Here is a 13,425-nt window from a genome sequence, read left to right as displayed (position 1 = left end):
CATGAGCAACACCACCAACGGTCAGTGGCGCGGCGTCATCGAGGAGTACCGCGAGCTCCTCGACATCCCCGCCGGCACCCCCGCCGTCACCCTGCGTGAGGGCGGCACGCCCCTCGTCCACTCCGCGTGGCTCTCGAGCCTGACCGGGGCCCAGGTGTGGCTCAAGGTCGAGGGCAACAACCCGACCGGCTCGTTCAAGGACCGCGGCATGACCACGGCGCTCTCGGTCGCCGTCCACGAGGGTGCCAAGGCCGTCGTGTGCGCGTCGACCGGCAACACCTCGGCGTCGATGGCCGCCTACGCCGCCAAGGCCGGCGTCACCCCGATCGTGCTCGTGCCCGAGGGCAAGATCTCGGCCGGCAAGATGGCCCAGGCCGTGCTGCACGGCTCGCAGGTGATCCAGGTGCGCGGCAACTTCGACGACTGTCTGCGGATGGCGCGCGAGATGGCGGAGAAGTACCCCGTCGCGCTGGTCAACTCGGTCAACCCGCACCGCCTCGAGGGTCAGAAGACCGCCGCCTTCGAGATCGTCGACTTCCTCGGCGACGCGCCCGACTTCCACCTGCTGCCGGTCGGCAACGCCGGCAACATCTCGGCCTACTGGCTCGGCTACACGCAGTACGCCGCCGCGGGTCGGGCGACCAAGCGGCCCGTCATGCGCGGCTTCCAGGCCGAGGGCGCGGCGCCGCTGGTGACCGGCGAGCCGTTCCCCGAGCCCGAGACCGCGGCGACCGCGATCCGGATCGGCAACCCCGCCTCCTGGAAGCTCGCCGAGGCGGCCCGTGGCGAGTCCGGCGGCCGGTTCGCCGCCGTCTCCGACGCCCAGATCCTGGCCGCGCAGAAGGCGCTCGCCGCCAACGACGGCGTCTTCGTCGAGCCGGCCTCCGCGGCCGGTGTCGCCGGCCTGCTCGCCGAGCTCGAGGCGGGGGAGTCCTACGCCGGCGCCACCGTCGCGATCACCGTCACCGGCCACGGCCTCAAGGACATCGCGACGGCGCTCGACGGCCTGCTGCTCCCCGACGTCGTCGTCGACGCCGACGTCGACGCCGCGGCGCAGGCTGCGGGTCTGTGACCTTCGTCGACGGCCCGGTCCGGGTCCGCGTCCCCGCGACGTCCGCCAACCTCGGCCCCGGCTTCGACACCCTCGGCCTCGCGCTCGACCTGCGTGACGAGCTCGAGGCGGAGGTCATCGCCGACGGCCTGCTCGTCGAGGTCAGCGGCTACGGCGCCGGCCAGGTCCCGCTCGACGAGCGGCACCTCGTCGTCCGGGCCATGCGCGCGACCTTCGACCGCCTCGGCAAGCAGCCCACCGGCCTGCGGCTGACCTGCAAGAACGTGATCCCGCACGCCCGCGGCCTCGGCTCGTCGTCCGCGGCGATCGTGGCCGGCGTCTGGTTGGCGCGCGAGCTCGTCGCGGGCGGCCGACTGCTGCTCGACGAGGCCGCGCTGCTCGACCTGGCCGCGCAGCTCGAGGGCCACCCCGACAATGTCGCACCGGCGCTGCTCGGCGGCTTCGTGATCTCCGGCCAGGACGCCGACGGCTCGTTCTGGGCGGTCCCGGCCGGCGTCGACCCGCGGATCAGCGCGGTCGTCTTCGTGCCGTCGTCCCCGGTCTCGACCGAGGCCGCCCGCGGCCTGCTGCCCGCCGAGGTCCCGCACGCCGACGCCGCCGCCAACGCCGGCCGTACGGCGCTCCTCGTCGCCGCGCTCTCCGGCCGCCCCGAGGAGCTGCTCCGCGCCACCGAGGACCGGCTGCACCAGTCCTACCGCCGCTCGGCGATGCCGGAGAGCCTGGCCCTGGTCGAGGCGCTGCGCGCCGACGGCGTCCCGGCGGTGATCTCCGGCGCCGGCCCGACCGTCCTCGCGTTCGCCGACGGACCCGACTCCGCCGCCACCGAGGCGCTGCTCGCCCGCTGTCCGCAGGGATGGGGCGGCCTCGCGCTCGCGGTGAGCGACACCGGAGCCGTCTCGGCCTGACCCGGCGGTTCGCCGTGATGTTCGGCACCGTGGTGGTACATTGACGCAGCGCCGTGGTTCTCGGCGCCCGGCGGGCTCGGCCCGCCCTTCTTTCAGACTCGCCTCCCGGGTGACCGGACGGGTCTTCGCAGGACTCAACCAGTGCGCAGTGCCGCGCCCCTCGACTCGGGCCCGGAGCGCGCGAGATACGTGGGAAGGACTCACGTGACCGAAACTCCCGACTCCACCGCGCCGCAGGGCGACCTCTTCGACGGTGCCGCGGACAAGCCCGCGGCCGCCGCGAAGAAGGCGGCCGCCCCGAAGAAGCGCGCCGCCGGTGGTCTCAACGGCATGCTCCTCGCCGACCTCAAGGCGATGGCGACCGGCATGGGCATCCGCGGCGCCGGCAGCATGAAGAAGGCCGCGCTCGTCGACGCGATCAAGGCCGCCCAGGCCGGTGGCGGCGCGCCCAAGGCGCCCAAGGCGCCCAAGGCAGCCGCGCCGAAGGCCGAGCCCGCCCCTAAGGCCGACCAGGCGCCCCCGGCGGTGCAGGCGCCCAAGGTCGAGCAGGCCCGTCGGGCCGAGCGCGTCTCGAAGGCGGAGCCCGAGCAGCCGAAGGCCGCGCAGGCGCCGAAGGCCGAGGCGGCCCCCAAGGCAGAGCAGCAGCAGCCGAAGCAGCAGCCCGCCAAGCAGCAGCAGGGCAAGCAGCAGCAGAACGCCCAGCAGCAGAACGCCCAGCAGCCGAAGAAGCAGCAGCCGCAGCAGGAGCAGCCCAAGGCCGCCGCCGCGGCCGCGCCGGCGTCCCACACCGACGACGTCGATGGTGACGACGGCGAGGGCGGCGAGGGCGGCAGCCGCCGCAACCGGCGCCGCCGGGGCCGCGACCGCGACCGCACCACCCGCACCGCGGCCGGCCGCGAGCCCGACACCGAGGTCCGCGAGGACGACGTCCTGGTGCCGGCCGCCGGCATCCTCGACGTCCTCGACAACTACGCCTTCGTGCGCACCAGCGGCTATCTCGCCGGCCCGGACGACGTCTACCTGTCGCTGTCGATGGTCCGCCGCTACGGCCTGCGCCGCGGCGACTCGATCACCGGCCAGGTGCGCCAGCCGCGCGACGGCGAGCGCCGCGAGAAGTTCAACCCGATGGTCCGCATCGACACCGTCAACGGCGTCGACCCGGAGCAGGCGAAGAACCGGGTCGAGTTCACCGAGCTCACGCCGGTCTCGCCGACCGAGCGGCTGCGCCTCGAGACGACGTCCGACAACCTGGTCGGCCGGCTGATCGACCTGGCCGCGCCCGTCGGCAAGGGCCAGCGCGGTCTCATCGTGTCGCCGGCCCGCGCCGGCAAGACGACCCTGCTCCAGCAGGTCGCCGCCGCGATCACGACCAACAACCCCGAGTGCCACCTGATGGTCGTCCTCGTCGACGAGCGGCCCGAAGAGGTCACCGACTTCGAGCGCTCGATCAAGGGCGAGGTCATCGCGAGCACGTTCGACCGCCCCGCGGCCGACCACACCACGCTCGCCGAGCTCGCCGTCGAGCGCGCCAAGCGCCTGGTCGAGCTGGGCCACGACGTCGTCGTCCTGCTCGACGGGCTGACCCGCCTCGGCCGCGCCTACAACCTGGCGGCCCCGGCGTCCGGCCGGATCCTGTCCGGCGGCGTCGACGCCTCGGCTCTCTTCCCGCCCAAGCGGTTCTTCGGCGCCGCCCGCAAGATCGAGAACGGCGGCTCGCTGACCATCCTCGCCACCGCGGTCGTCGACTCCGGCTCGCGCGTCGACGAGGTGATCTTCGAGGAGCTGCGCGGCACCGAGAACCTCGAGCTGCGGCTGCGCTCCGACCTCGCCGAGAAGCGGCTCTTCCCGGCCATCGACGTGGTCGCCTCCGGCACCCGCCGCGAGGAGCTGCTGCTCGGCAAGGAGGAGCTCGAGATCGTCTGGAAGCTGCGTCGCGAGCTCGCCGACGGCGACCGTGTCGAGGCTCACGAGGCGCTGCTGCGCCGGCTGCGGAATACCAAGACGAACTATGAGTTCTTGATGCAGGTGCAGCGGGGCTGAAGATCGCCGTAACGTCACTCGCTGCGTGGGTGAGAGCCCACGAAACGAAGGACGTCAGCCCCGCACTCGGCACCCCGACCCGCCGGTTTGGGCGCCGCCCGGCACCGCCGTACAATCATCTGTTGGCTCCGGTTCACGTCCGTAACCCGCGTGACGACCCGGACCCCTGTGAGAGGACACCATGAAGAAGGACATCCACCCCGACTACGTCGTCACCCAGGTCACCTGCACCTGCGGTGCGTCGTTCACCACCCGCAGCACCGCGACGTCCGGCCAGATCCACGCCGACGTGTGCTCGCAGTGCCACCCGTTCTACACCGGCAAGCAGAAGATCCTCGACACCGGCGGTCGCGTCGCCCGCTTCGAGGCGCGCTACGCCAACGTCGGCAAGAAGTAGCCGGCTGACCGCGCCGGTCGTCCCGCCCCAGGGCGGGCGACCGGCGTTCGCCATTTTCGTCCCCACTTCCTGACGGGTTCTTGCGCTTCCTGCCCGTTGCAACCGTCAGGAAGTGCAGGAATCCCCGCTGAAGCGGGGATTCCTGCACCAACCGAGGAGCCAAGGTGTTCGAAGCCGTCGAGGGCATGCTCGCCGAGCACGCCGAGCTCGAGACGAGGCTCGCGCTGCCCGAGACCCACGCCGACGCCCGGCTGGCGCGCACGCTCAACCGCCGCTACGCCGAGCTCAACGCGATCATCGCCGCCTGGCGCGAGTGGCAGCAGTACGGCGACGACGCCGAGGCCGCGCGGGAGCTCGCGGCCGACGATCCCACCTTCGCCGAGGAGGTCGAGGTCCTGCTCGGCCAGCGCGAAGAGGCGGCCGAGCGACTGCGCCGGCTGCTGGTCCCGCGCGACCCGGCCGACGACAAGGACATCCTGCTCGAGGTGAAGTCCGGTGAGGGCGGCGAGGAGAGCGCGCTCTTCGCGGGCGACCTGCTGCGGATGTACAGCCGCTACGCCGAGCGCCGCGGCTGGAAGACCGAGATCCTCGACGCCACCGAGTCCGACCTGGGCGGCTACAAGTCCGTCACCGTGGCGGTCAAGAACACCGGCAGCGCCGAGCCCGGGCAGACGCCGTACGCGCTGCTGAAGTTCGAGGGTGGCGTGCACCGCGTGCAGCGGGTGCCGGTGACCGAGTCGCAGGGGCGCATCCACACCAGCGCCGCCGGCGTCCTGGTGATGCCCGAGGCCGAGCAGGTCGACGTCGAGATCAACGACAACGACCTGCGCATCGACGTCTTCCGCTCGTCGGGCCCCGGCGGCCAGAGCGTCAACACGACCGACTCGGCGGTCCGGATCACGCACCTGCCGACCGGCATCGTGGTCAGCTGCCAGAACGAGAAGTCGCAGCTGCAGAACAAGGAGCAGGCGATGCGCATCCTGCGCGCCCGGCTGCTGCAGGCGGCGCAGGAGGCGGCCGACGCCGAGGCGAGCGACGCCCGGCGCAGCCAGGTCCGCACGGTCGACCGCTCCGAGCGGATCCGCACCTACAACTTCCCGGAGAACCGGATCTCCGACCACCGCACCGGCTACAAGTCCTACAACCTCGACCAGGTGCTCGACGGCGACCTCCAGCCGGTGCTCGACTCCTGCGTCGAGACCGACATGGCCGCCCGGCTGGCCGCGCTCGAGGACTGAGATGGCGCCGAAGCAGCTGCTCCGCGAGGCGGCCGACCGGCTCGGGGCAGCCGGTGTCGCGAGCCCCGAGCACGACGCGGGCGAGCTGCTCGCCCACGTCCTCGGCACCACCCGCGGCCAGCTCTTCCTCGTCACCGAGGTCGACACCGCCCACGCCACCCGGTACGACGAGCTGCTCGCCCGCCGCGCTGCCCGCGAGCCGCTGCAGCACCTGCTCGGCGTCGCGTGGTTCCGCCACGTCGAGGTGGCCGTCGGCCCCGGCGTCTTCGTGCCGCGGCCGGAGACCGAGCTGCTCGCCGGCTGGGCGATCGAGCACGCCCGCGCCGTCGTCGCGGTGGGGGAGACCCCGGTCGTGGTCGACCTGTGCACCGGCTCTGGCGTGATCGCGAAGAGCATCGCCGACGAGGTGCCGCAGGCGCGGGTCCACGCGGTCGAGCTCGACCCGCCGGCGCACGCCTGGGCCGAGCGCAACCTGGCCGGCACCGGCGTCGAGCTGCGCCTGGGCGGCCTGGCCACCGCGTTCGACGACCTGGCCGGGCAGGTCGACGTCCTGGTCAGCAACCCGCCGTACGTGCCGCTGGAGGCGTGGGAGTCGGTCGCCGTCGAGGCGCGCGACCACGACCCCCACCTGGCCCTGTTCTCGGGCGACGACGGGCTCGACGCGATCCGTGTGATCGCGCGGCGCGGCGTCGTCCTGCTCAAGCCCGGGGGAGTGGTCGGCGTCGAGCACGCCGACGTCCAGGGCGAGGCCGCGCCGGCCGTCTTCAGCGGCAGCGGACACTGGGAGGAGGTCCGCGACCACCGCGACCTCGCCGACCGCCCGCGCTACCTGACGGCACGCCGCCCGCGGTGACGACGACCCCGATGGGAGGATGGAGAGCGTGAGTGCCGAGCGGTTCCCGACCCAGACCGACGAGGAGCGCGAGGCGGCGATCGACGCGGCCAGTCGCGCCGTACGCCGCGGACGCCTCGTCGTCCTCCCCACCGACACCGTCTACGGCGTCGGCGCCGACGCCTTCGACCCCGATGCCGTCGCCCGGCTGCTGGCCGCCAAGGGCCGCGGGCGGGAGATGCCACCGCCGGTGCTCGTCGGCACCAAGGGCACGCTCGACGCGCTCGCGACGCGGGTGCCCGCCTACGTCGCCCCGCTGGTCGAGGCGTTCTGGCCGGGCGCGCTGACCGTCGTGTGCCACCAACAGCCGTCGCTGCAGTGGGACCTCGGTGAGACGCGCGGCACGGTCGCCGTACGGATGCCCGACGACGACCTGGCCCGCGCGCTGCTCGACCGCACCGGCCCGCTGGCCGTGAGCTCCGCCAACCTCTCCGGCCGGCCGCCGGCGCTCGACGCCGATGCCGCCGAGGAGATGCTGGGGGAGTCGGTCGCCGTCGTCATCGACGGCGGCACGTCGCCTGGGGGCGTGGCCTCGACCATCATCGACGCGACCGGCGAGCGGCCCCGGCTGCTGCGCCTGGGGGCGATCGCGGTGGCCGACCTCGACGCCGTCCTCGCCGATCTCGAGCTGACCGTGGAGACCGAGCCGACCGATGCGTGAGTACGTCGTCGTCTTCCTCGTCGCGGCGATCGTCACCTACCTGCTGACGGTGGTCGCGCGGGAGATCGCGGTGCGGACCGGGGCGGTGGCCAAGGTCCGCGACCGCGACGTCCACGCCGAGCCGGTGCCCTATCTCGGGGGACTGGCCATGCTGGGCGGACTCTGGGCGGCGTACCTGGTGGCGCGCGAGCTGCCCTTCCTCGGCTCGCAGAACCCGTTCTCGAACGACGCCCTGTCGGTGCTCATCGCCGGCTCGCTGGTCTGCGCGGTCGGGGTGGTCGACGACATCATCGACCTCGACGCCCTGACCAAGTTCGGCGGGCAGGTGCTCGCGGTGGGCTTCCTGGTCTACTCCGGCATCCAGTTCCGCTACTTCTACCAGGCGCAGGGCGAGGTGCTGACCCTCGACACCGCGCAGGGGGCGCTGCTCACCGCGCTCATCGTCGTCACCACCGTCAACGCGGTGAACTTCATCGACGGCCTCGACGGCCTGGCCGCCGGCGTCATCGGCATCAGCGCCTCGGCGCTCTTCCTCTTCTGCTACTCGCTGGCCTATCTCAACGACGTGACCCGCGCGGTCACCGGGGCGCTGCTGGCCGCGGCGCTGGCCGGCGCGTGCGTCGGCTTCCTGGTCCACAACTTCCATCCGGCGCGCCTGTTCATGGGCGACAGCGGGTCGATGCTGCTCGGCCTGGTGCTCTCGGCGAGCGCGATCACGGTGACCACCCAGTTCGCGCCCGGTGACCTGACCCAGGGCGCCGACGGCGCCCGGTCGAGCCTGCTGCCGGTGCTGCTGCCGGTGGCGCTGCCGATCATGATCCTGATCGTGCCGCTCGGCGACCTGGTCCTGGCCGTCGTACGGCGAACCCGGGCCGGGCGCTCGCCGTTCGCCCCCGACAAGCAGCACCTGCACCACCGGCTGCTCGAGATCGGCCACTCCCACCGTCGTGCGGTCATCATCATGTGGCTGTGGGCGGGGATGATCGCCTTCGGCGTCGTCGTCGCCTCGGTGTTCACCGGACCGATCGTGTGGTCGGTGCTCGCGGCCGGGCTGATGATGACCATGGCCCTCACCTTCGCGCTGCCGCGGGTCAACGATCCGGCGGTCGCGGAGCCCCCGTTGGCGGCTCCCGATTCGGGTCCGACCGGCACCTTGTGATAACTTTCACGAACTCGGAAGGGCTCTTCGCGAACCCCTCCGACGCCCGCCTTTACGACGAGCAGAACGGCCGCCGATGATGACGACCGCGACCCGGACCGCACCCTCCGTGGTGAGCCGTGCGGCCGTTGCGTCCGTGATCACCGCGGTGGCCGGCACCGTCGTCGGAGGCCTCGCGGCCGGCTCCTCGGGCGCCGCCGGCGCCGCCGTCGGGGGAGTGATCGCGGTCGCGGTCTTCGCCTTCGGCGCCTTCGCCGTCGACGCCGTGGCCCGGCTGATGCCGGCCGCCTCGCTGCTGTTCGCGCTGGTCACCTACACCTTCCAGGTGGCGGCGATGGCGCTGGTGTTCGTCGCGCTCAACACCTCGGGCCTGCTCGACGACGGCACCCTCGACAGCACCTGGGTCGGCATCGCGATCATCGCGGGCGCCTTCGTGTGGATGGCCGTGCAGATCCGGATGGCCACCACCGCCCGCATCCCGGCCTTCGAGCCGCGCCCCGAGCAGGCCCCCGCGGCCGCCTCGGAGGAGCCCTCGGAGCAGCCTGTTGGCGATGCCTCGGAGGCGGGTGCGTGATGACCGGAGCCTGCTGCTATTGTCCGGGGCGCAATGAGTCAGCCCGAGGAGAAGCCCAAGGGCGATCCCTGGCATGCGTTCGGCTATGTCGTCGCGGGGGTCGCTTTCTACGGACTTCTGGGATGGCTCGCGGACCGCTGGCTGGGCACCACGTTCCTCGTTGCGGTCGGCATCCTCGTGGGCGCCGGCATGGGGATCTACCTGACCGCCGCGCGATTCCGCATGGCGCCACCGGATCCCCCCGACAGCCCGAAGTCCGAACATACAGACGAGCAGTGACCGCAGAGGAGACCTGGTGATCACCGCAGCCAGCGCCACCATCGCCGCCGAGGGCGGCGACGCGTACAACGCCCCGGGCCCGAGCATCTTCGAGCTCCCCGGCATCGCCGGCACCGACGTCACCAAGCCGATGGTGCTGCTGTTCCTCGCGGGCATCCTTGTCTTCGGGTTCTTCTACCTCGCCTCGCGCAAGCGCGCGCTGGTCCCCGGCAAGCTGCAGTTCGCCGGCGAGGGCGCCTACGGCTTCGTCCGCAACTCGGTCGCCCGCGACATCATCGGCAGCCACGACTTCCAGAAGTTCGTGCCCTACCTGGTGACCGTCTTCTTCTTCATCCTGGTCAACAACCTGTTCGGGTCCATCCCGTTCATCCAGTTCCCGACGTTCAGCCGCGCGGGCATGGCCTACGCGCTGGCCGGACTGTCGTGGCTGGTCTACAACGGCGTCGGCGTCTCCAAGCACGGACTGATCGGCTACCTCAAGCTGCAGAGCGTCCCCTCCGGCGTCAGCCCGGTGATGTACCCGCTGCTGGTGCCGCTGGAGTTCTTCTCCAACATCCTGGTCCGCCCGGTCACGCTCGCCCTGCGTCTGTTCGCCAACCTGTTCGCGGGTCACATCCTGCTGGTCCTCTTCTCGACCGGTGGCCTGTACCTCATCGAGCACGTCGGCGGCATCGGCTACGTGGCCGGTCCGGTCGCCTGGGTGCTGGCCATCGCGGTCAGCTTCCTGGAGATCCTGGTCCAGGTGCTGCAGGCCTACGTCTTCGTCCTGCTGAACGCCATGTACATCCAGGGCGCGCTCGCCGACGAGCACTGATTCGCTCCGGCGATCACCGCACCACAACCCCACAGTTCTCGCACGAGAAAACAACCGGAAGGAAAGTAGCCATGGGTGGCTCTCTCAACATGATCGGTTACGGCCTGGCCGCCATCGGCCCGGGTATCGGCATCGGTCTCATCTTCGCCGCGTACATCAACGGCGTTGCCCGCCAGCCCGAGGCGCAGAGCCGCCTCCAGTCGATCGCGATCCTCGGCTTCGCCCTCGCCGAGGCGCTGGCCATCATCGGCATCGCCCTGGCGTTCGTCCTCAAGGCTTCCAACACCTGAGCCGAACCCTCCGCCTGTCAGTACGAGATCTAGGTCAGGTCCATGAAGTCACTCTTGATCGCCGCAGCCGCGGAAGAGCACAACCCACTCATCCCTGAGTGGATCGAGGTCATCCTCGCGCTCGTGGTGTTCGGCATTCTCTTCTTCGCCATCAAGAAGTTCGTCGTTCCGAACTTCGAGAAGACGTTCGCCGAGCGTTCACAGGCGATCGAGGGCGGCATCGCCGCGGCTGCGACCAAGCAGGCCGAGGCGGACGCCAAGCTCGCCGAGCTCGAGCAGCAGCTGGCGGACGCCCGGCACGAGGCCGCTCGCATCCGCGAGGAGGCTCGCGAGCAGGGTGCCGCGATCATCGCCGAGCTGCGCGAGCAGGCCAACGCCGAGTCCGCCCGCATCATCGAGCACGGCAAGGCGCAGATCGAGGCCGAGCGCCAGCAGGCGGTCACCTCGCTCCGTGCCGAGGTCGGCACCCTCGCGACCGGTCTCGCCGGCCGCATCGTCGGTGAGTCGCTGGAGGACGACGAGCGTCAGGCTCGCGTCGTCGAGCGCTTCCTCGCCGAGCTGGAGACGGCGGACGCCTCCGCGGCCGGGGACGCCTGATGGTGTCCTTCCGCGGCGCCTCCGCCGAGGCCATGGCCCACCTCACCGACCGGGTCGGTGGGGTGGCCGAGGGCTCGGCCGCCACGGTGGCCGAGAACCTCTTCGCCGCGGCCGGCAGCTTCCGCTCCGAGGGCTCGCTGCGCCGCTTCGCCATCGACCAGTCGGTGGCCGTGGAGGCGCGCACGGGCGTCGTCCGTGACGTCTTCGCCGGCAAGATCGACCCGGCCGCGCTCGACCTGGTCGCCGCGGCGGCCGGTCAGCGCTGGACCAAGCCCCGCGACCTCGCCGACGCTCTCGAGCAGCTCGGCGTCGTCGCCGCGGTCCGCTCGGTGGGTCTGCAGGCCGCGACGCTGGTCGACGAGCTCTTCGGGGTCCGTCGGCTGGTCGACGGCAACACCGACCTGCGCAACGCCCTGTCCGACCCGGCCCGCTCCGCGGCCGACAAGTCGGGCCTGGTGGAGAGCCTGCTCTCGGGCAAGGTCCTCGCCGCCACCGTGCTCCTGGTCCGCCAGGCGCTCGCCGGGTCCCACCGCACCGTCACCGCGGCGCTGGAGGACTACGAGCGCACCGCCGCGCAGGTCAACGGCGAGGGGGTCGCGACGGTGCACTCCGCGCGTCCGCTCGACGAGGCCACGCAGCAGCGGCTCACGTCGGCGCTGACCCGCCAGTACGGCCGCCCGGTCCACCTGAACATCGTCGTCGACCCCGCCGTCGTCGGCGGCCTCCGGGTCGAGATCGGCGACGACGTCATCGACGGCACCGTCTCGGCCCGCCTCGACGACGCCCGCCGCAAGATCGCCGGCTGAACCGCCCGGTTTCGACACCCCACTGACTTCAGAGCAGCAGAAGAAGAGAGAAGGCACCAGAGATGACGGAACTCTCCATCCGTCCGGACGAGATCCGCGACGCCCTCGCCAAGTACGTCGCTGACTACCAGCCCGCGGCCGCCAGCAAGGAGGAGGTCGGCACCGTCGCCTCCGCCGGCGACGGCATCGCCCGCGTCAGCGGCCTTCCGTCGGCCATGGCCAACGAGCTCCTCGAGTTCGAGGACGGCACGCTCGGCATCGCGCTGAACCTCGAGGACCGCGAGATCGGTGTCGTCATCCTCGGTGACTTCGACAAGATCGAGGAGGGCCAGACGGTCCGCCGTACCGGCGAGATCCTCTCGGTCCCCGTCGGCGAGGGCTACCTCGGCCGCGTGGTCGACCCGCTCGGCAAGCCGATCGACGGTCTCGGCGAGATCGCGACCGAGGGCCGCCGCGCCCTCGAGCTCCAGGCGCCCGGCGTCATGGCCCGCAAGTCGGTCCACGAGCCCCTCGCCACCGGCATCAAGGCCATCGACTCGATGACCCCGATCGGCCGTGGCCAGCGTCAGCTGATCATCGGCGACCGCGCCACCGGCAAGACCACGGTCGCGATCGACACGATCATCAACCAGAAGCAGAACTGGGAGTCGGGCGACCCGTCGAAGCAGGTCCGCTGCATCTACGTCGCCGTCGGCCAGAAGGGCTCGACCATCGCCTCCGTGCGTGGCGCCCTCGAGGAGGCCGGCGCCCTGGAGTACACCACCATCGTGGCGGCTCCGGCGTCCGACAGCGCGGGCTTCAAGTACCTCGCCCCCTACACCGGCTCGGCCATCGGCCAGCACTGGATGTACGACGGCAAGCACGTCCTCATCGTGTTCGACGACCTGACCAAGCAGGCCGAGGCCTACCGCGCCGTGTCGCTGCTGCTGCGTCGTCCGCCGGGCCGCGAGGCCTACCCGGGTGACGTCTTCTACCTGCACTCCCGCCTGCTGGAGCGTTGCGCGAAGCTGTCCGACGAGCTCGGCGCCGGCTCGATGACCGGTCTGCCGATCATCGAGACCAAGGCCAACGACGTCTCGGCGTTCATCCCGACCAACGTCATCTCGATCACCGACGGCCAGATCTTCCTGCAGTCGGACCTGTTCGCGGCCAACCAGCGTCCCGCGATCGACGTCGGCATCTCGGTCTCGCGCGTCGGTGGCGCCGCGATGACCAAGGCGATGAAGGCCGTCACCGGCTCGCTCAAGGTCGACCTCGCGCAGTACCGCGCGATGGAGGCGTTCGCCATGTTCGCCTCCGACCTCGACGCCGCGTCGAAGCAGCAGCTGGCCCGCGGCCAGCGGCTGATGGCGCTCCTCAAGCAGCCGGCCTACTCGCCGTACCCGCTCGAGGAGATGACCGTCTCGCTGTGGCTCGGTACGTCGGGTCGCCTCGACGCCGTCGCCACCGGTGACGTGCTCCGCTTCGAGGGCGAGTTCCTCGACTACCTGCGCCGCTCGCACGAGGGCCTGCTGGCCGCGATCCGCGAGACGCAGAAGTTCGAGGACGAGGCCGGCCTGGTCGCCGCCTACGAGTCCTTCCTGAGCCAGTTCGAGACCTCCGAGGGCGGCAGCATCAAGGTCGGGCACGAGCCCGAGGCCGAGGCGCTGGGCGACGACGAGCTCGAGCAGGAGCAGATCGTCAAGCAGAAGCGGGGCTGAC

15 protein-coding genes are annotated in these 13,425 nt (G+C 71.6%); all 15 read left to right on the top strand.

Going from position 1 to position 13,425, the window contains the following annotated elements; genetic code table 11:
• The first annotated feature begins 1 nt into the window (after position 1).
• The 15 genes from thrC (at position 2) to atpA (ending at position 13,424) form a co-directional block, all read left to right on the top strand.
• Positions 2 to 1,072 carry a threonine synthase gene (thrC, locus tag AB4880_RS13865; protein WP_367919801.1) on the top strand — a complete coding sequence of 357 codons (1,071 nt, stop codon included), beginning with the start codon at positions 2 to 4 and terminating at the stop codon, positions 1,070 to 1,072.
• On the top strand, positions 1,069 to 1,977 hold the full coding sequence (thrB, locus tag AB4880_RS13860) for a homoserine kinase (protein WP_367919800.1): 909 nt from the start codon (positions 1,069 to 1,071) through the stop codon (positions 1,975 to 1,977). The genes thrC and thrB overlap by 4 nt, the downstream gene beginning before the upstream one ends.
• A 330-nt stretch (positions 1,978 to 2,307) precedes the next feature.
• Complete coding sequence (gene rho, locus AB4880_RS13855; RefSeq protein WP_367919989.1) at positions 2,308 to 4,017, top strand: transcription termination factor Rho; 1,710 nt, start codon at positions 2,308 to 2,310, stop codon at positions 4,015 to 4,017.
• 181 nt (positions 4,018 to 4,198) lie between these two features.
• Positions 4,199 to 4,414, top strand: coding sequence for a 50S ribosomal protein L31 (gene rpmE, locus AB4880_RS13850; RefSeq protein ID WP_367919799.1), 216 nt, complete (start codon positions 4,199 to 4,201; stop codon positions 4,412 to 4,414).
• 164 nt (positions 4,415 to 4,578) lie between these two features.
• Positions 4,579 to 5,652, top strand: coding sequence for a peptide chain release factor 1 (gene prfA / locus AB4880_RS13845; protein ID WP_367919798.1), 1,074 nt, complete (start codon positions 4,579 to 4,581; stop codon positions 5,650 to 5,652).
• Position 5,653: 1 nt separating this feature from the next.
• On the top strand, positions 5,654 to 6,505 hold the full coding sequence (gene prmC, locus AB4880_RS13840; RefSeq protein WP_367919797.1) for a peptide chain release factor N(5)-glutamine methyltransferase: 852 nt from the start codon (positions 5,654 to 5,656) through the stop codon (positions 6,503 to 6,505).
• A 28-nt stretch (positions 6,506 to 6,533) separates the two neighbouring features.
• Positions 6,534 to 7,205: an L-threonylcarbamoyladenylate synthase gene (locus tag AB4880_RS13835; protein WP_367919796.1), complete on the top strand. Its 672-nt coding sequence runs from the start codon at positions 6,534 to 6,536 to the stop codon at positions 7,203 to 7,205.
• Positions 7,198 to 8,364: a glycosyltransferase family 4 protein gene (locus tag AB4880_RS13830; protein WP_367919795.1), complete on the top strand. Its 1,167-nt coding sequence runs from the start codon at positions 7,198 to 7,200 to the stop codon at positions 8,362 to 8,364. Before AB4880_RS13835 ends, AB4880_RS13830 begins: the two co-directional genes overlap by 8 nt.
• A 76-nt stretch (positions 8,365 to 8,440) precedes the next feature.
• Positions 8,441 to 8,938, top strand: coding sequence for a hypothetical protein (locus AB4880_RS13825; protein WP_367919794.1), 498 nt, complete (start codon positions 8,441 to 8,443; stop codon positions 8,936 to 8,938).
• A gap of 33 nt (positions 8,939 to 8,971) precedes the next feature.
• Positions 8,972 to 9,217, top strand: a complete 246-nt coding sequence (locus tag AB4880_RS13820) for a hypothetical protein (RefSeq protein WP_367919793.1) — start codon at positions 8,972 to 8,974, stop codon at positions 9,215 to 9,217.
• A gap of 16 nt (positions 9,218 to 9,233) precedes the next feature.
• Complete coding sequence (gene atpB, locus AB4880_RS13815) at positions 9,234 to 10,031, top strand: F0F1 ATP synthase subunit A (RefSeq protein ID WP_367919792.1); 798 nt, start codon at positions 9,234 to 9,236, stop codon at positions 10,029 to 10,031.
• Between the two features lie 71 nt (positions 10,032 to 10,102).
• The gene (gene atpE / locus AB4880_RS13810; RefSeq protein WP_036542107.1) at positions 10,103 to 10,321 is read left to right on the top strand and encodes an ATP synthase F0 subunit C; all 219 of its coding nucleotides are present in this window, start codon (positions 10,103 to 10,105) and stop codon (positions 10,319 to 10,321) included.
• A 42-nt stretch (positions 10,322 to 10,363) separates the two neighbouring features.
• Positions 10,364 to 10,918, top strand: coding sequence for a F0F1 ATP synthase subunit B (locus AB4880_RS13805; RefSeq protein WP_367919791.1), 555 nt, complete (start codon positions 10,364 to 10,366; stop codon positions 10,916 to 10,918).
• Positions 10,918 to 11,724, top strand: a complete 807-nt coding sequence (locus AB4880_RS13800; protein ID WP_367919790.1) for a F0F1 ATP synthase subunit delta — start codon at positions 10,918 to 10,920, stop codon at positions 11,722 to 11,724. The genes AB4880_RS13805 and AB4880_RS13800 overlap by 1 nt, the downstream gene beginning before the upstream one ends.
• Positions 11,725 to 11,786: 62 nt before the next feature.
• The gene (gene atpA / locus AB4880_RS13795) at positions 11,787 to 13,424 is read left to right on the top strand and encodes a F0F1 ATP synthase subunit alpha (RefSeq protein ID WP_367919789.1); all 1,638 of its coding nucleotides are present in this window, start codon (positions 11,787 to 11,789) and stop codon (positions 13,422 to 13,424) included.
• Position 13,425: the final 1 nt, after the last annotated feature.

It is taken from the genome of Nocardioides ginsengisoli (assembly GCF_039537225.1).
Classification (GTDB): domain Bacteria; phylum Actinomycetota; class Actinomycetes; order Propionibacteriales; family Nocardioidaceae; genus Nocardioides; species Nocardioides ginsengisoli.
The sequence above is the reverse complement of the archived record's forward strand: the minus strand, read 5'-3'. Positions and strand labels throughout refer to the sequence as shown.